At 39.5% G+C, this 18,591-nt stretch carries 14 protein-coding genes and 1 pseudogene; 7 read left to right on the top strand and 8 right to left on the bottom strand.

Going from position 1 to position 18,591, the window contains the following annotated elements; all coding sequences use genetic code 11:
• The first annotated feature begins 17 nt into the window (after positions 1-17).
• The 4 genes and pseudogenes from L3Q70_RS13950 (at position 18) to L3Q70_RS13935 (ending at position 4,280) form a co-directional block, all read left to right on the top strand.
• The gene (locus L3Q70_RS13950) at positions 18-1,145 is read left to right on the top strand and encodes a response regulator (RefSeq protein WP_237114457.1); all 1,128 of its coding nucleotides are present in this window, start codon (positions 18-20) and stop codon (positions 1,143-1,145) included.
• Between the two features lie 303 nt (positions 1,146-1,448).
• Positions 1,449-1,673 (top strand): annotated as a pseudogene (locus L3Q70_RS13945) (integrase core domain-containing protein); the annotation flags it as partial.
• A 170-nt stretch (positions 1,674-1,843) separates the two neighbouring features.
• Entirely contained in the window at positions 1,844-3,448 is a 1,605-nt protein-coding gene (locus L3Q70_RS13940; RefSeq protein ID WP_237114456.1) for an AAA family ATPase, read from the top strand.
• Positions 3,441-4,280 carry an HNH endonuclease gene (locus L3Q70_RS13935; RefSeq protein ID WP_237114455.1) on the top strand — a complete coding sequence of 280 codons (840 nt, stop codon included), beginning with the start codon at positions 3,441-3,443 and terminating at the stop codon, positions 4,278-4,280. The genes L3Q70_RS13940 and L3Q70_RS13935 overlap by 8 nt, the downstream gene beginning before the upstream one ends.
• Before the next feature lie 368 nt (positions 4,281-4,648).
• On the opposite strand, the gene queG is transcribed toward L3Q70_RS13935, so the two are convergent.
• The 7 genes from queG to L3Q70_RS13900 form a co-directional block, all read right to left on the bottom strand.
• Complete coding sequence (gene queG / locus L3Q70_RS13930) at positions 4,649-5,782, bottom strand: tRNA epoxyqueuosine(34) reductase QueG (protein ID WP_237115276.1); 1,134 nt, start codon at positions 5,780-5,782, stop codon at positions 4,649-4,651.
• Between the two features lie 72 nt (positions 5,783-5,854).
• Positions 5,855-7,072, bottom strand: coding sequence for a methyl-accepting chemotaxis protein (locus L3Q70_RS13925; RefSeq protein ID WP_237115275.1), 1,218 nt, complete (start codon positions 7,070-7,072; stop codon positions 5,855-5,857).
• 84 nt (positions 7,073-7,156) lie between these two features.
• The gene (locus L3Q70_RS13920) at positions 7,157-7,855 is read right to left on the bottom strand and encodes a glycerophosphodiester phosphodiesterase family protein (RefSeq protein ID WP_062568637.1); all 699 of its coding nucleotides are present in this window, start codon (positions 7,853-7,855) and stop codon (positions 7,157-7,159) included.
• Positions 7,852-8,718, bottom strand: a complete 867-nt coding sequence (locus tag L3Q70_RS13915; RefSeq protein ID WP_193987811.1) for a DMT family transporter — start codon at positions 8,716-8,718, stop codon at positions 7,852-7,854. Before L3Q70_RS13915 ends, L3Q70_RS13920 begins: the two co-directional genes overlap by 4 nt.
• 87 nt (positions 8,719-8,805) lie before the next feature.
• Positions 8,806-10,332, bottom strand: coding sequence for a polyamine aminopropyltransferase (locus L3Q70_RS13910; RefSeq protein WP_237114454.1), 1,527 nt, complete (start codon positions 10,330-10,332; stop codon positions 8,806-8,808).
• Complete coding sequence (locus L3Q70_RS13905) at positions 10,322-11,140, bottom strand: hypothetical protein (protein WP_237114453.1); 819 nt, start codon at positions 11,138-11,140, stop codon at positions 10,322-10,324. Before L3Q70_RS13905 ends, L3Q70_RS13910 begins: the two co-directional genes overlap by 11 nt.
• A 20-nt stretch (positions 11,141-11,160) precedes the next feature.
• Complete coding sequence (locus L3Q70_RS13900) at positions 11,161-12,009, bottom strand: DUF350 domain-containing protein (RefSeq protein ID WP_228074320.1); 849 nt, start codon at positions 12,007-12,009, stop codon at positions 11,161-11,163.
• A gap of 181 nt (positions 12,010-12,190) precedes the next feature.
• On the opposite strand from L3Q70_RS13900, the gene rnr reads away from it, so the two are divergent.
• The 3 genes from rnr to L3Q70_RS13885 all read left to right on the top strand — a co-directional run bounded on the left by rnr (position 12,191) and on the right by L3Q70_RS13885 (position 17,490).
• On the top strand, positions 12,191-14,674 hold the full coding sequence (gene rnr, locus L3Q70_RS13895; RefSeq protein WP_193987808.1) for a ribonuclease R: 2,484 nt from the start codon (positions 12,191-12,193) through the stop codon (positions 14,672-14,674).
• Positions 14,671-15,417 carry a 23S rRNA (guanosine(2251)-2'-O)-methyltransferase RlmB gene (rlmB, locus tag L3Q70_RS13890; protein WP_062568643.1) on the top strand — a complete coding sequence of 249 codons (747 nt, stop codon included), beginning with the start codon at positions 14,671-14,673 and terminating at the stop codon, positions 15,415-15,417. Before rnr ends, rlmB begins: the two co-directional genes overlap by 4 nt.
• A gap of 168 nt (positions 15,418-15,585) precedes the next feature.
• The gene (locus tag L3Q70_RS13885) at positions 15,586-17,490 is read left to right on the top strand and encodes an alpha/beta fold hydrolase (protein ID WP_237114452.1); all 1,905 of its coding nucleotides are present in this window, start codon (positions 15,586-15,588) and stop codon (positions 17,488-17,490) included.
• Between the two features lie 97 nt (positions 17,491-17,587).
• Here the strand turns inward: L3Q70_RS13885 and L3Q70_RS13880 are convergent, their stop codons facing one another.
• On the bottom strand, positions 17,588-18,514 hold the full coding sequence (locus L3Q70_RS13880) for a manganese-dependent inorganic pyrophosphatase (protein WP_062568644.1): 927 nt from the start codon (positions 18,512-18,514) through the stop codon (positions 17,588-17,590).
• Between the last annotated feature and the right edge of the window lie 77 nt (positions 18,515-18,591).

Raw genomic sequence — 18,591 nt, 5'->3', positions numbered from 1 at the left:
AAATGGAAGAGGGTGAGATGGCCTTAAAACGAATTTTAGCAGTTGATGATGAGCCTTTTAATTTAGAGATCATTGAAGAGATCTTAGAAGAGCTCGATTTTGAATTAAAAATGGTTAATAGTGGTCCAGAATGCTTAGCTGTAGTTGAAGAGTTTGACCCACAAGTTATTTTACTTGATGTGAGTATGCCGCAAATGAGTGGCTATGAGGTATGCCGAAAGCTTAAAGAAAATCCAAACACAGCAAATATTATTGTTATGTTTGTGTCGGCAAGAGGCACAGTTGAAGAGCGTATGGAAGGGTATTCTGTTGGTGCCGAAGATTATATTGTGAAGCCATTTGGGCATGAAGAATTAAAACTGAAGCTTCAGCATCTACACCAAGTACTGATTGAAAAAGAGTCCTTAGAACAACAAGTCGAGGATGCAACATCGACAGCGTTTAACGCGATGGCAAATAGCAGTGAGATGGGGCAAATTGTTAATTATATTGAACATATTGGTTCTATTGATAATGAACAAGAGCTAGGAAAGGCATTGCTCCACTGTTTAAGCTCATTTGATTTACAAAGCAATGTTGAGTTTCGTCTTGATTCGGGGGTAGAGCATTTTTCTGTAACAGGGATATGCTCACCTATTGTGGTTGAACTGTTTGAAATGCTAAAAAATAAAGGCCGCTTACATGAGTTTTCGAGCCGCATTTTAGTGAACTATGAAATGATCAGTTTATTGATTCTCAATATGCCTGAACAAGACCCTGATAAGCATGGCCGAATTCGAGATCATATTTGTTTTTTGGTGAGTGTTACCGAGCAACAGCTTAAAGCGATTATTACTAAAAAAGAGCTTATTCGTCAGCAACAGCAATTAAATGACGCGGTGGGTAAAGTACATAGTAAGTTTCGTGGTTTGATTGAGCTGTTAAATGAGAACCGTCTCAATAATGAAGCTGTTTTTAAACAACTACAGGAAGACCTTGAACAGCGAATACCAACAATGGGCCTTGATGAAGACCAAGAGGTTTTCATTTATCAAAAAGTTGATGAAACGATTCAAAACTCAGTTGCACGTGAAGAGTCAGTACAAGGTGTTAAAGCGGCATTTAAAGAAATTGAAAATGACCTATCGCAATTATTAAAGCAATAATCAAAGTAGCTAGAGGTTAGGCTCTAGGTGCTGGGTTAGCACTTCCTTGTAGGTCGTGTTTTAGCGCGTTTTATATGATGCCGTAAATGGCGACCTACAACTCAATACATCTACTCCTGCCTTTCTCGCCTCAACGAGCAGTATACTTGAAATTATAACAACGATAAGGTTTTTGAATATGAACTGGTTATAAATTGCGCATATAGCAAGTGGTTAACTAAAAATATTCGGGATAAGCTAAATCACTTTTTGAACCATGCGTGAGGTAGTGGCAAAAAGCAAGCCTTGACCCCATGATTCGTAGGTGATGTAGGGGCGTGTTGGGATAGCGCTGTTGTAGAAAGGTTCTTTGGTAGCTTGGAACATGACTGGTTGCATAAAGTGACTGAACCAACTCGTGAGCAAATGAAAAATGATGTTGCTGAATATATGAAGTATTACAATCTGGAAAGGCTACACTCAGCTAATAACGATCAGTCCCCAGTAGTGCATGATAATTCTTTAAGAAAAGTGTCCGGCTGGAATTGATCAAAACAAAGTTCGTTGCTATTAAAATCTAAATACACACTTCTATCTATCCAACATACTTGTTATTAATTTCACTCCATAAATTCAAAAATACCTTAACTTAATAACTCTTAAGTAGCAATTAGTCAATTCTTAAGCTAACATGAATCCATTTTAACCAGCTGAATTAAATGAAAATTTACTATTCTGAACATGATATACCTGCGGATTTATCTAGTGATTTCCTTGTTTTCTTACCTGACCATTATGGTAAGGGGTTTTCATACCTTTGGGATGACTATGGATATAAAACTACATTTAGAGTTTATTTCGTTCATAAAAAGACTAATTTTGATTTAGGCTTCGCAAAAATTCTATTCAAAAATAAAACTAATAGCCATGAGTTTATTAAAAATACATTTCCAGAAGTGAATGGTATTTATGTATTGAGTAATTTACGTCATTATGAATTTGTGTCTATAGGTAGCGAAATTACCTACTATCGTAGGTTAAATAAATACTTTAATAATAACAAGCATATCAATACTTATTTAAAGTTAATTAATGATGCATGCTACTTAAAATTTAATGGGGACGATTATACTAGTTGGAATGGCTTCAAAGATTCTCTCTTAAGAGATTCATCCGGAACTTCAATTTTAGAGAAGGGCTATGCGATAGCCAAAGGAAATTACAAACATTTAGAGAAGTTTACTTTTTCAGTTGATACCCCTTTCAAAAAGAACCTATCTTTTAGCTTTGATAGAAAAGATCAACTATCAGGAAACATCAATTTAATAATTGGAAAAAATGGCAATGGGAAAACTGCCACTTTGCAGAACATTTCCGACATTTTTGTTGGCTTAAAAAGAAATATAGAATCTTGGCCTTATTTTAATAAACTAATAGTTGTCTCTTTTTCACCATTTGAGAATTTCTATTCTGAAAGTGAACTACGAAGAATGCTCAGTCATGAGGAAGAAATAGAAGAAAGACCTGATTTAATCAACGAATATACGTACGTTGGTTTGAAAAGCAGTTCTTCACGATTTGACCTTTCGAGTATAAAAGAAAAAAGCGCTCGCTCTTATATTGATGCCATAAAATATGATAGAGCAAATTCATGGTGGGCACCAACTAGCAAAATAAATTTAATCGATGAGACTCTTAAGCAAGCTATGAAATATAGTTCTATATCTTTCAGGGGTTTAGATGGTAAATTAATAAAGTCTGAGTGTATTTATAATGACTTTACTTTAATCGACAAAGTTGATTTCTCTCATGGACTAATTTTTCTAACGAAAGATGAAAAAGAAATGAAGCTTAGTTCAGGTCAAATGATTTACTCACTTTTTACTCCACGAATAGTAAGTGAAATAAAAGAAGAGTCTTTAATCTTAATTGATGAACCTGAATTATATCTCCATCCAGAATTAGAAGTAGGACTAATTTCTATGCTGAAAGTGATCCTCAGAGATACTAAATCATTTGCAATTGTTGCAACACATTCATCAGTTATAGCTCGTGAAGTTAAAAGTGATTATATTCACGTAATCAGAGATAGTTTAGAAATAGAACAACCCGAAGTTGAAACAATTGGGAATTCATTGGACAGGATAACGGGCGAAATCTTCGGAGACTACGATATAGAAAAACCATTCCAGAAAATGATAGATGACATCCTTTCTAACTCCAAAGACATCGATAAAACAATAGAGGCGCTTACTTCTGAATTCGGAAGTAAAGGTATTTCATACATATATGAACTAAAAAGAAAAAGAAAACTTAATGATTAAAGTAACCGAATTCAAGTTATCCAATAATTATGACGATGGCTTTCTTGGATTTGCTATTAATTCAAGAAAAAAATCAGCTCGAAACATTAATCGGTTATCTCCATTTATACGACGAAGATATCAAGTATATGAGCAGACAATACTAAGATTTAATAAACGCCCTACAGATTCTAATCTATTAAAACATCATGATATGTTAGTGGATTATTTCGGAGACCGTGCTCCTTCCAAAATTAAAGAACAACTTAATGAAAGAAGAGAACGCCGTCTTCGGCATTGTCCTTATTGCGGAAAACCTTGTAAGCCAAGAATCTTGGATCACTTTTTACCAAAGAGTAAATGGCCTGAGTTTTCTATATTTCCAAATAATTTAGTTAATCAATGTGAAAGCTGCTCAAGTAAAAAAGGTAATGACTATTACTGTGATGAAAGCAACGTAGTGAAGTTTGTACATCCTTATTTTTTTGACATTTTAACCCATGTTCGGGTTGATTTTGACTTAAAGGTTTATAACCCTTTACAGCTATTTGATGTTGATATTAAAGTGCGATTTATTATTTCAAATAAGCTCAAATCTAGACATAGAAAAAGAGTTAGGCTCCACTTACGAGAATTATCTGTCAGCTCTTATGCAGAAAAATATGCAAGAATAAAATACGAAGAAAAATTAGATGAAGCTGATGTACAGGCAACTGATATGGTTTTCTTACTAACAGAGCAGCAAAAGGTTCTTAAGAAATTAAGCCCAAATTGCTGGGAAGCAGCTTTATATAAATCGATGTTAAACAACCATGCAATAAAACAGTATTTAATTAATAAGTCTCCAAAATAATCTACTTTAAGTTTTAGTAAAATTAAAAGTAGCGAACCTTAGTTTTAGAGCATAGGTTGGATCTTAAGAAAACTTAAAGTTGAACGTAGCGTTTAGCTAACGACACCCAGCTTGTTTAATGTTCCAAGGTAAAAGCGATTAAAGATTATCAGGCTGCTCAACAAGGAGCTGTAAACAAGTAGAAATATAATCATGTATTCAAAAATGGGGTCGCATCTTGCCTTGTTCCTGTTTATTGCCGAACAAAAAGCTATAAAATGCTCGGGAACAACCCTCAATAAATCAGCGAACTTGCAGTGAGCGCAGTGCAACCTGTGTCAGTGCCACCATCTAGTGGCGCTGGCTCAAATAGTCTGGATTTTAAGCTATCAAGCATCTCTGGGTAGGCCTTTTTCAATAATGCGAATTAAGCGCGCTGTTTTACGTAACTGTTGTTGGCGCTTATGGGTCTGTTGATCAAGCGCCCATTCAATATGCTCTTTTACAAGTGAAGTTGCGCTTTTAAGCGCATCGCTTAATGTTGCCACTATTTCTTCGTTATATTCAGCATTACCTAAGCCTACAGCGAGATTTCTCTGCCATCGCTGGTGGCCTATTCGTCGGATAGGGCTACCTTCAGTATTTTTTAAAAATGTTGTTTCATCCCAAGCAAAAAGAGTTAACAGGTCTTGATCTTTTAATTGCTTTCGCGGGTGAAAATCAGCTTCATCCGTTATTTGACCATAACGATTCCATGGGCAGACGAGCTGGCAATCGTCACAGCCGTAAACCCGATTACCGAGTAAAGGACGGTACTCTTCAGGGATCGCACCCTGTAGCTCGATTGTTAAGTATGAAATACATTTACGAGCATCCACTACATAAGGCTCTACAATCGCGCCTGTAGGGCATAACGTCATGCAAGCGACACATTTACCACAGCCTTCAAAGGTGTTTTCCTCATCGATAGGCAGTGGAATATCAACAAATAACTCACCTAAAAAAAACCAAGAGCCTGCCTCTTTATTGATTAACAAACTATGCTTACCTCGCCAACCTAAGCCTGCTTTTTCAGCAAGTTGCCTTTCAAGTACTGGCGCAGAGTCGACAAATGGGCGAAACCCTAGCTCGCCAACATGCTGCTCAATCTTTTGGCCGAGCTTTTTTAGGCGATTACGAAGTAGCTTATGGTAGTCCCGACCCAAGGCATAGCGGCTGATGTACGCTTTGTTTGTTTGCTTTAAGTTTTTTGCAAAGCTGGCATCGGGGGGCAGGTAATTCATTTTAACTGAAATGACCCTTTGTGTGCCGGGGACTAATTCAGCAGGGCGAGCACGCTTCATACCATGGGCAGCCATGTACTCCATCTCACCATGATAACCTTTATCTAGCCAGCGCTGAAGCTGTGCTTCATGCTTAGTGAGATCGATATCGGTGATCCCCACTTCGGCAAAACCAAGGTCTTTACCCCATTGTTTAATTTGCAAAGCGAGTTGTTGGTAATCGGTAGTAGGAGTTGTCACAGTCAATAAAAAAGTAGCCAAGAAGTGGCTACTTTACCATAAATAGTTAAAACAAAAGAGCTAAAACAGACCTTAAACAAAGCGTTTTAATTGTTGTAGTGTTTGTTGACTTAGTAAATGTGATTGCTCACAATCAGCCAGTGACTCATCTATTTGCTGTTTCGCTTGTTCACCTAATGTCACAATTTGTTCAACACTTTGATGAGTTTGTGTTTGTGTTTGTTCCAGTAAATGTACTGCACTGACTATTTGTTGTAATTGCTGCTGATTTTGCTCAAATTCGCCAAGCATATTACTAAACCCTGCAGAGGTATCACTGATCGCTGTTTCTGCATCGCTAGAATGACTAATTAACTGCTCAGACTCTTTGTTTGTTTCATTAACTAATGTATTCATTTGATTAATGAAGTCACTTATTTGACGAGTCGCATCATTCACTTTTACTGAAAGTGTTCTCACTTCATCTGCAACCACAGCAAAGCCTCGTCCAGCTTCGCCAGCGCGTGCCGCTTCAATGGCTGCATTTAATGCAAGTAAATTAGTTTGATCGGAAAACTCTTCAACCATTTTTAAAATAGCGCGAATATTTTCACTGTTTTCTTTTAAACCTGAAATAGTCGCAGAGAAGTTAGCTAAAATCTGGCTAATCATCGCAACCTTATTTACAAGTGCAGAGAGCTCTGTAGCTGAATTTTTTACAAATGTCAGATGCTCACTATTAATCGTATGTACACTGTCTGTGTTAGCCGAAATATGTTCTAAGCTTGAAGTAATTTGGTTACTTGAATCAGTAATTGTATGGCTAAATTTAATCTGCTGATGGCTAATCTCTGCCGTCTGTTGCATTGACTGAGTCATCTTTGAACTGCTGTCAGCACTGGCTTGCGCACTTTGATAAGTTGTCGCAAGTAGCTCACCTAAGTGTGCCGTAAAGGTATTGTATTGTTCGCTGAGATCTCTGAATTCATCAAATGTGAAGTGTGGTAACTTAGCAGATAAATCAGCATCATGGCGGTTAATGTGCGCTAGTGTGTCACGCATGGCTTGGACTGGGCGTACAATTAAAAAACGCATATAGAAAATAGTAAAAATAAAGCTCGCGACGATGATAAGTGCCATTAACCAAAACAAGCTCATGCTTGCTTGTTGCTCTGAAAGGCTATTGTAAAGCCAGATTAAAGTGATCGCCTGGAATGCAAACACGAATCCTAAATTACCGACAATTTTACGCGTTAAGGTGTAAAAGAAAGTCTGTTCGATAAAATTATACATGCGCATATAGCTACTCATTAAGGTGTTGTGTTGATTCATTTGGACGTTTCTTAGTCTTGTTCAATGCCACTCAATTCAACAGTATAGCTTACTCTTGCTGAGTTACAGTGATTGAAGTGTCATTTGTGTATGACAGGGGAAATTGGTAAAAATACCATCCACGCCATAACTTAACATTAATTCAATATCTTCTACTTTATCGACCGTGTAAGCATAAACTTGAAGGCCTCGTTGTTTTGCATCTGCAACAAATTCATGGTTTATAAAGTTTTTATCTATATGAATGCTGTAGGCATGCAGTTTTTGAGCAAATTCACTGTAATTGATTGGAATTGAAGCCGTAAGAGCGCCAATTTTTACCCATGGTAACTTTTGTTTGAGCCACATGAGTTGATGATGATCAAAAGATGATACCAAAATATTATCTCTTGATATTTTTCCAATACTAATATTTGACTCTACCATCTCAACAAACTTATCTAAAGAAAAAGTGTGTTTTAGTTCAAGGTTTAAAAGCGTTTTATCTTCTACCCAGTCAATGGCATCTTGCAGACAGGGAACAACTTCTCCGTTACCTGCATCATATTGTTGAATTTGCTCTTTTGTGCAGGCATTTACTTTACCGCGACCAGAGGTTGTGCGATCGAGCCAAGTGTCGTGAATGATCATGTAATCATCAAGGCAGCTCTGTACGTCAATTTCGATACCATCTACTGCCAAATCTACTGCGGCAATAATGGCGCTTTTGGTATTTTCTGGATAGGTACCACTGGCACCTCTGTGAGCGAATACTTTCATCATTGCTTATGTTTCCGAGTCACTGACCATGTTTCATAAAAAGCGGCACTAATCACTAATGTACCACCAATAAGTGTGCTAATTGTAGGTTGCTCATGCAAAATTAAAAAAGCGAAAAACGTACCGTATAAAGGTTGCAAACAAGATATTAAACCAGCGGTTGAAGCGGATAAATGTTTTAAGCTTGCTGCAAACAGTGAATGCGGTGCTGCTGTAAAAATAACCCCTACGGTAATTAATAGCAGCCAATTTATTGTATCAACTTGTAATGGTGGTACTTCGACAAACGCGCATAACATAATACACGCGATCCAAGTTTGATAAAGCATGGTTTGTGGGCCGCCATATTGGCTAAAGTAACGCTTATGCACAATATTTCTAAAAGCAAAAAAACACGCTGACAAAATACCAATGGCAATCCCTAGAGTCACATCATTTCCTAAGCTGGCATCAGGAATGAGTAAGTAAATACCCAACATCACCACCAAGGCACTTGCTATATCTTTGAGTTGCGGTTTGCTGCCATGAAAAAAAGGCTCTAAAAATACCGTAATCACAGGGTAAGTAAAAAAGGCAATCATACCCACTGCAATCCCTGCCAATTGCATACCAGCAAAGTAGGTGAGCCAATGAACTCCAACCGTAATGCCAAGTAACAAGGCTATTAGGTAATCACGGCGAGAATGAAGCTTAATGGCTTTGTGTTGAATTGTGAGTAAAATCAGCAAGGCACAGCCCGCAATCGCTGTCCTATAAACGGTAATATCTAATGCACTTAGGCTGACCAATTTGGCAAACAATGCGGTGCCACCGAATAGTAGCACTGCAATATGTAAGTACATAAGGCTCTGTTTGTGCGCCTGCATTACAAACCTTGCTTTTGTTGTTATTAACTCTCTTTGTAACGGTAATCCTTTACTTTGTAAACTCCCTAAATAGGCTAATCCATTCGGTTAGTTCCAATATTTCCAACCTTGCAAGTAATAGTGGAGCACATTAGGCTCATCAAGCGTCGATACTTTTTCATTGTTAGCGCTAATATCGGGGGTGAAAATAAACAGTTGAGCATCATTTTCTGGACGATAAAAGCGAGTGTTAACAGGCAATAACTGGTGGTTACTACACATCAGGTTACACGCCATGACAAAGCCCCATTCACCAAACGACGGTACGTTCAAATGATAAGGCAAAGTATGGGCGAAGCCTGCTGCATTGAGCGTATTGTTGATAGACCAAAATGCCTGCTTCGCAAAAAACGGGCTCGTTGCTTGGGTCACAACAATGCCATTGTCAGGCAAGCTAGCTTTTACTAATTGGTAAAATTGTTTGCTGTAGAGTCGTGCTAAGTTAATCGCCTTAGGGTCAGGTAAATCAATAAAAATGATATCGAACAGTTGCTTGCCTTGCTCAATAAACACATAGGCATCTTGGTGAATAACTTTAACCTTTGGATCATTTAGCGACTGTTGATTAAGGGTTGTTAAGTTGTGATTAGTCCTTGCAAGCTTGGCAACAGCAGGGTCTAAATCGACAAGGGTAATAGACTCTAGTTGCGGGTACTTCAAAAGCTCTCTAGCTGCTAAGCCGTCACCACCGCCTAAAATTAGAATTCGTTTTGCGTTGCCATGGCGCACCATAGCTGGATGAATAAGCGCTTCGTGATAGCGATATTCATCAATCGATGAAAATTGTAAGCCACCATTTAAATAAAGCCGAATATCATCTTTATGGCGAGTCAGAACAATTTGTTGATAAGGCGTTTGCTCTGAGTGGACGACACGATCATCATAGATTTGGCTTTGCCAAAGGTGGGTGAGTTGTTTACTAGCAAATAAACAAAGCACCAATATGAGACTAACTAAAATGAGCGTGAACCTTAGCACCTGTCGACGATGGGTGCTGATATGGTCAATAAAGTACCACAGCAATAACAGCGCAATACTTAAGTTCATTAGGCCAAAGCTTAAGGCTGTTTTAAATACCCCCAGCCAAGGTAAAAATAGAAAAGGGAATAGTAAAGTTGCGAGCAGGGCACCAAAGTAGTCAATTGATAGTACATTGGCAAGGTTTGCTTTTAGCGCATAGTGCTTTTCCATTAAGCGACTTAACAGTGGAATTTCTAAACCAATTAAAATACCTATTAAGGTGGTGAGTAAAATACTAATCGCTTGTAGTGGTAAGCCATACGCATAAGCGAAGTATAGTAATGGCACACTCAAGCCACCTAGTAATGCTAGTAGTAACTCAAAACCGATAAAATAAACCAGCAATGGCTTATCAGGCACGAAGCGAGAAAAATAAGAGCCAACCCCCATTGCCGCCATATACACGCCAATTGTCAGGGAAAATTGGGTGATGCTATCACCTAAAAAATAGGCGCCAGTGGTCGCAATTAATAATTCATAAATTATAGAGCAAAGACCGGCGACAAAAATACTAAACAGTAAAATGTGGCTTTCGCGAATTGACTTACTTACCACCTGGGCCGCCTCGTGAACGGAAACCTGCGCTGCCAATACTTTGCTCACGTAATTGTTTATCAACGTTTATATTGAAGTGGTGATATGAATAAACTTGCCAATCGTGCTCATCATCGCCTTTGCTATAAGCCAACAAAGATGCAACTAGCACAGGCACGAAAAACAACAATGCAATTGGCCAAGCTGGGATATGGGTTTCCATTGCTTTCATAGCCTCTGGGCTTAACGTGTTGATTGGTTTATAAGTAAGTTCAGAGTTTTTTCTCTTTGCGCCAAGTCGATGCAAAATAACAATGAAAGAGAAGCCTGTTATTATGCCAGTGATCCAAAGTAGAGGGTCGATGAAGCTGATGTTGCCTTTGATTGGAATGATGCGAAATGTATAATTGAAATGCTTAGCGCTATTACTGGGGCCAAAGCTACTGCTCACATATGCACTATATTGGCCTTTTTTAGGGAAGTGCACATCATGATAAGCCCTGCTCTTATATTCTCGCCATTCACCTTCAGAATCACGCCCTGATTCAGACCATAGCTCATCAGAATAACTAAATAGATAGTTGCCTTCAGGGTCAAAAATTTCCATATCAATGGCTTTCCATGAATTTAAAGGCAGGCTACCTGTTATTTCTAAACGCATCATTTGGCCATCTTCAGGCACTGTAAATAGGTAGGCTTTGTCTTGTCCATCGTAGTCTTTAAAATTACCATCTTGGTCACTGATTAGGGGCGTCTGTAGGTCTGAACGTATTATTAAGCAGGCCAAAAATGTGATGGCAGCGATAATACAAAGCTTATAGATGTTCATCCGTTACTCCATAAATAAGCTTAAATAGCGATGGTAATGATTACAGCAACACACACTGCAATGCTACTTTCAATAACCGCCACCGCAGTGTTGTTGTCGTGCATTGCTTGGTCGAGGGAGATTTTACTAAAGATAATTTTATCAACGAGGTAGCGCACAATTGGTAAAATTAAAAAGCCAAATAATGCGTCAATAAAGAATAAACTCAGGCTTTGTTGCCAGCTGTGGAAGCCACCAATCAGCGCATGGCATAAGATTATGGCTAATGCCAACATAGTGGCAGAAAAGCTAAGTGCGACGGCTTTATTACCTTTTTCGAGTTGCTCATGAAGGTTGAAACTTGTTAGGCGATCATAGCCTTTGGCAAAAATGATCAGCATCAGTTGCCCGAGTAAATAGAATACGATGGCTGATAACCACGTTCCTTCGCCTGTTAATGCGCCACCAATAATCAGTGCTGCGGCCATATAGTTAGCCGCTTGTACTAGGCCAACCGCCTCGTTTTGTTGGTTGATTAATTGTGCTTCATTGCAGAATAAGCGCAGTAGTAACTTGTCATTCAAAATGCGTGAGCAAGTAAGTAGCACCATACCTAATACGCTGTAAAGTGATACATTCATTAAATCGCTCAGTAGACCTTGACTAGGCCCTGCTAACACAAAACCATAAATAATAGTAATCGCACCTAAGTAGCCGCCAATGGATAAACCTAAAGCACTGTTGGCATTGTCGGTTAATTGGCTGGTGGTGTTATAAGGGGTCGCTAGGTTATAGGACAATTTTGCAACGGCTATAATCGCAATGAACAAACCAATATAGGCGCTGTTATAGGCCATCGTTGATAGGTAGTGGGTTAAGTTAATATCCATATAAATTTGTTAGTGTGTTGTTATTTACCGAAAATATTAACACAGAGTGTTTGCTGCAAAGAATATTAAAGCCCCATTTTTAGCAGAATTAATCAATTTCTTAAAAGTTTCATAGCTTTTGCCTGTCTCATTGTTAGGTTATGGGTTAAAATAACAACATAACCAACTAACAAGATAGTGAATGTCAAAACAGGATCCCAATCTCAGTCGAGAGCAAGAAAAGTACGAAAACCCCGTCCCTAGCCGTGAGTTTATACTTACTCACTTAGAATCTCGCGCTAAACCAGCAAACTTCACACAACTTTGTGACGAATTACAGGTGAATGATACAGAGCGTCAAATTGCGTTCAAACGTCGTTTACGTGCAATGGAGCGCGATGGTCAACTGTATTTCAATAAGTTTAAATGCTACGCATTGATAGATGAATCAGGCCTCGTTAAAGGCAAGGTCATTGGTCATCGTGACGGATTCGGCTTTTTAGAAGTTGAAGGTGAGAGTAAAGATTGGTTTATCGCAAAGCACCAAATGAATATGGTGTTGCACGGTGACATTGTGCTTGCTAAAGGCAATCGCAAAGGTTCAAGTGGCAAATGCGAAGCACGTATTATTAAAGTATTAACTAATGAACGCGCGCCCATCGTCGGCCGTTATTTTGTTGAGCATGGTATCGCCGTTGTTGTGGCGGAAGACCCACGCATAACGCAAGATATTATGATACTGCCCGGCAGTGAAAATGGCGCGCGCCATAATCAAATGGTGCAGGTGCAAATTACCCAAAACCCAAGCCGACATATGAATGCAGTGGGCAAAGTCACCGAAGTTCTCGGTGAACACTTAGCACCAGGGATGGAAATTGAAGTTGCACTGCGTAATCACGATATTCCCCATGTGTGGCCAGAAGCGGTTGAAAAGCAAGTTGCTCATTTAGGGGAATTTGTTGATGAGCAAGCAAAGCAAGGTCGTGTAGATTTACGTGACTTACCACTGGTTACTATCGACGGTGAGGATGCCCGTGACTTTGACGATGCCGTTTATTGTGAGCGTAAACCATCGGGTGGTTGGCGTTTGTGGGTAGCCATTGCCGATGTGTCGCATTATGTAGGTATGAACACACCACTGAATAAAGAAGCGATCGAGCGTGGTAACTCAGTGTATTTCCCTGAGCAAGTTATTCCGATGCTGCCAAAAGTATTATCCAATGGCTTATGCTCATTAAACCCAGAAGTTGACCGTTTATGTATGGTTGCAGAGATGACGGTGTCTGATGCGGGTAAGTTGTCTGGCTATAAGTTTTACGAAGCAGTGATGAACTCACACGCTCGTTTTACCTACACTAAAGTGAATGCGATTTTACAAGGCGATGAAAAGCTGCGTGAAGACTATGCCGAGATGGTGCCGCACTTAACTGACTTACAGCAAATGTATATGGCACTTAAAGCTGCACGCCAAGAGCGTGGTGCGATTGAGTTTGAAACCTTAGAAACACGTTTTGTGTTTAATGCACACCGTAAGATTGAATCAATCGTGCCTGTGGTGCGCAATGATGCGCACAAACTTATCGAAGAGTGCATGATTTTAGCGAACGTATCGGCAGCCCGATTATTAGAAAAACACGAGGCGAGTGCGCTATATCGTGTGCATGATGAACCGGATGCTGAAAAGCTTGGTTTTTTCAGAAACTTTTTATCAGAGCTTGGTATCGAAACCGCGATTTCTGATGAGCCAACACCAAAAGAAATAACCCAAGTGTTAGCAAAATTAGGCGACCGCCCTGAAGCTGAGCTTATTCAAACCATGTTGCTACGCTCAATGAAGCAAGCGGTTTATCAGCCTGATAATATTGGTCACTTTGGATTAGCGTTACCTGCTTACGCCCACTTTACATCGCCAATTCGTCGTTACCCTGATTTAGTGGTACACCGTGCAATTAAAGCTGTGCTTAAAGCGCAAGGCCAGCAAACATCGGGTGAGTACGCATACACTGATGACGAAGTTGATATGTTAGGTGAGCAGTGTTCAACCACTGAACGCCGTGCTGATGACGCAACTCGCGAAGTAGCAGATTGGCTTAAATGTGAATTTATGCAAGACCATGTTGGTGACGAATTTGGTGGGGTGATCTCATCGGTGACTAACTTTGGGTTGTTTGTGCGTTTAGACGATTTACAAATCGATGGCATGATCCACGTAACCAACTTAGGCAATGAATATTTCCATTACGATGGTGCTAAGCATTGCTTGATTGGTGAGCAAACCCACACTGTTTATCGTTTAGGCGATAAATTAACGGTTCAGGTATCATCTGTCAGTCTTGATGAGCGACGCATAAACTTAGTGTTAGCAGGCGAAGCACAGCAAGACCGTTATGCCCGTCGTCGTGGCCGTAGCGCCCCTGCAAAACCAAGTGTTCGTGCCCAGCTAAAAGCAGGTAAAATTCCTGGTAAAAAATCTGAATCAAGTCGCTTTGAAGCAAAATCAGGCGATAAAGACAACGAAAAACGTGGCAAGTCTTCTCCTTCTAAAGGGCGCAAAAAGCCAAGTAGTAAAAAAGCTGATGCAGTAAAAGCCAGTAACAAAAAGAGTAAGAAAAAAGCCACTAAAAAGGCAAAAAGACCGGGTAAGAATGCCCGTAAACGTAATGGCCGAGGAGCAAATAATACGTGAGTAATGAATTAATTTTTGGCTTTCACTCAGTTGAAGCAATTTTAGCAAAAGAGCCTGAGCGCTTTTTAGAAATTTATGCTTTAAAAGGCCGTGAAGACAAACGTTTAAATCCGGTTATTGACCAAGCACGTAAATTCGGTATTTCTGTACAGTTTATGCAGCGTAAAGCGCTTGATAATAAAGCCAATGGTGAGCAACACCAAGGCATTATTGCCAATGTAAAAGCGGCGCGTATGTATAACGAGAAAGATCTAGATGAGATCATTGCCCGTGAAGAAACGCCTTTCTTATTGGTGCTTGATGGTATTACTGATCCGCATAATTTAGGGGCCTGTTTACGTAGCGCTGATGCCGCGGGTGTACACGCGATTATTGTGCCTAAAGATAAATCTGCCAAACTCAATGGTACAGCACGCAAAGTAGCATGCGGCGCAGCGGAAACAGTACCATTGGTACAAGTCACTAATCTTGCACGTACCTTGCGTGAAATTAAAGACGCCGGCGTGTGGGTGGTTGGCACTGCCGGTGAAACAGATACGGAATTATTTGATGCAAACCTGACAGGGCCAATGGCTGTTGTTATGGGTGCCGAAGGAGATGGTATGCGCCGCCTGACTCGTGAGCATTGTGATTTACTTGTTAAAATTCCAATGGCAGGCACGGTATCTAGCTTAAATGTATCAGTGGCGACCGGTATTTGTTTATTTGAAGTGTTACGCCAGCGTAATGCGACCCAGCTATAAAGCTGACTGCAACCCACTGAATATCATTAAATAACCACCTTTATAAAGGTGGTTATTTAATATCTAAAAGCTCTTCAAAAACGTTAACTAAAAATTAATGCTGTGTTAGCTTTTCCTGTGTGTTATCCTTTTATTAGTCATTTAACTGATTAATTCAAAAGGGAAAATATGTTAAAAGGAATCGTGACAATCCTGCTTTTGGCAACATTCATTGTCAATGCAAAAGCCCCTGCATGGGAACAATACGCCAAACTTCCAATGGTTGAGCAGCCAAGCTTATCGCCAAATGGTGAGCTTATTGCGACACTCTATAATACTGATTCGGGCCCAACGATTAGTGTTACTAAGTTTCCTGATATTGATTTTAAGGTGCTGGCACGGTTAAAGAAAAACAAAGACCGTGTTGATTTTATTCGCTGGTCAGGCAATCGCTACATTATCGTTTCGGCAAGTTATCCCGAATATGTAAATGGTCAGTTTTTCAGAGTATCTAGGTTGTACTCTATCAATGTAGAAACCTCTGAAACTAAAGTGCTCACATCTCCACGTTTTACAGATGATCGTTGGTATAAGTATCAGTCGTTTGAGTTAGTATCATCACTCAAGGATGAAACCGATTACGCGCTTATTTCCACCTACGACAAAAATGATAAGGGCTATGTTGTCTATCGTGTGCATTTAGGCACATCTGACTTTGATAAAGTTCAGGGTAATAAAAATGATATTGGTAGCTGGTATGCTGATAGTAAAGGGGTTATCAGACTTGGACTAGCCGTTGAAGAAAAAGACGACGTATTTACCGCATCAATTTGGTACAGAGCAAATAAAGACGCAGAGCTAAAAAAAATTCACTCACAGGTGTGGGGCGAAGATGACACTTTTTCTATTCAAGCTTTATCAAAAGATGGCTCGAAAGCGTATGTGCTCTCTAATAGGGAGCTTGGACGTGAAGCTCTTTGGCTCTATAACATAGAAGCAGGCAAGTTTGAGGAGTTGATTTTTAGTAATGATAAATATGATCTCGATGGCGCAATAACTGATAATGAGGGCGAGTTTATCGGTGTATCTTTTTTTGATGACTACTATCGCACTCACTATTTTGATGACAAAGATGGCGCACAAGAGCGTGAGGTAGCAGGCCTATTTAAAGGAAAGCAAGCCACAATCAGCAGCCGTAGCCGAGATCATACGCGATTATTAGTGTCAGTCACTAACGATGTTACGCCGCCAACTTATTATTACTTTGACTTAAATACTCAAAAAGGAGGTGTTTGGTTATCGAAATACCCTTATTTAGTCAGAAAGTCATTTAGCCCTGTACAAAATTATAGCTTTAAAGCCAGTGATGGTCTGGAAATAACGGGTTACTTTACGCAGCCAGCAAATGTTAAAAATCCGCCATTGATCGTTATGCCGCATGGTGGTCCGCATGCCAGAGATTATAAGTATTTTGACAAAGAGCTTCAGTACCTTGTTGAGTTAGGGTTTTCTGTATTACAAGTTAACTTTAGGGGCTCTGCAGGCTTTGGGAGCGCATTCGAAACGGCTGGTTATTACCAGTGGGGTAAACGCATGCAACAAGATGTGTATGAGGCAATGGATTGGGCAATTGCGCAAGGCTTAGCTAAAAAAGACAATGCCTGTATTTTTGGTGCAAGTTACGGTGGGTATGTTGCCTTAACAGCAGCCTTTCAAGAGCCTAAGCGCTTTAAATGTGTGGTGAGTATATCAGGCGTCTCTGACCTTGAAACTTTTGTTACTAAAACCGATAGACAAGGGAAATACTTAGGTAATATTGTTGATGTTAAAGATGATAAGTCTATCGATGCGTTAGCTGAGGTATCAGCAATAAGAAAAATAAACCATATTAAGGCACCTATTCTTTTAATACATGGTAATAACGATACGCGCGTTAATTATAATCAATCGAAAGATTTCTATGACAAAGCGAGAAAGCAGTTAGATATTAAATATGTTGAAATAGAGGATGGAACACACTTTTTTGACGATCAAGAAAGCCAAGTAAAGTTATTCTCTGAGATAACGCCGTTTTTGAAAAAGCACCTATTATAGGTAGCCTTAGTAACATCTAGATAAAATTTAAATAATAGAGTAATAAAAAAGCCGATGTTTGAAGTTACATCGGCTTTTTTGTATCTATTTCGTGAGATTAGATTTTTGCAAAAGCGTCTTGTAGTGGCGGTACTACTTGCTTCTTACGACTTAGTACACCATCTAACCAAACTTGGTCATTTTCAGACTCAACACCGTAAGCTGTTTCGATAACCGATGTGTCATCCGATGCGATCAGCATTTGCGAGCCTTCTTTCATGATGTCTGTTAGTAGTAGTAACACTGAATGACGACCGCCTTCTTCTTTCAGCTTTGCGATATCAGCTTCAAGGTCTGCTTTAATCTCATCAAATACAGCAAGGTCGATCACTTCTAGCTGGCCAATACCTACTAGCTTACCGTTCATGTTGAAGTCTTTAAAGTCACGCATGACTAAGTCGCGTGCAGGTGTGCCTTCAACCGCTGATTTCACCTTGAACATTTCCATGCCAAGCTCTTTAAAATCTTCGATACCTGCGATTTCAGCAAGTGCTTCAACACACTTGATGTCAGCCGTTGTGCACGTTGGTGATTTAAAGATTACTGTGTCGCTTAAAATTGCACATAGCATGATGCCAGCGATATCTTTTGGAATCTCTACATTATAGAAGTCATACATCATTTTGATGATAGTGTTTGAACAGCCAACAGGACGGATCCAACACTCAAGCGGTGTTGATGATGTTAAATCGCCCAATTTGTGGTGATCAACAACACCGACAACACGTGCTTGATCGATGTCATCAGGTGCTTGCGTTTTTTCTGTATGGTCAACGATATAAACGTCTTCACCTGCGTAGCTAAGCTTTAGCTCAGGGGCTTCGAAACCAAATTTATCTAGGATAAACTGTGTTTCAGGCGATACTTCACCTAAACGCGTTGGTATTGCAGGTTCTTCGATTTGGTTTTTTAAATAAGCAAGCGCAATTGCACCGCAAATTGAATCTGAATCAGGGATCTTATGACCCACTACATACATTGACATTGACGGAACTCCTTTAAATTTGGCGGATATTTTAGCAAAGTCTCTACAGATTGATACATAACAGACATGAAATTTTG

It is taken from the genome of Pseudoalteromonas sp. CF6-2 (genome assembly GCF_021729425.1).
Classification (GTDB): domain Bacteria; phylum Pseudomonadota; class Gammaproteobacteria; order Enterobacterales; family Alteromonadaceae; genus Pseudoalteromonas; species Pseudoalteromonas arabiensis.
This window is presented reverse-complemented; position numbering and strand designations above follow the sequence as displayed.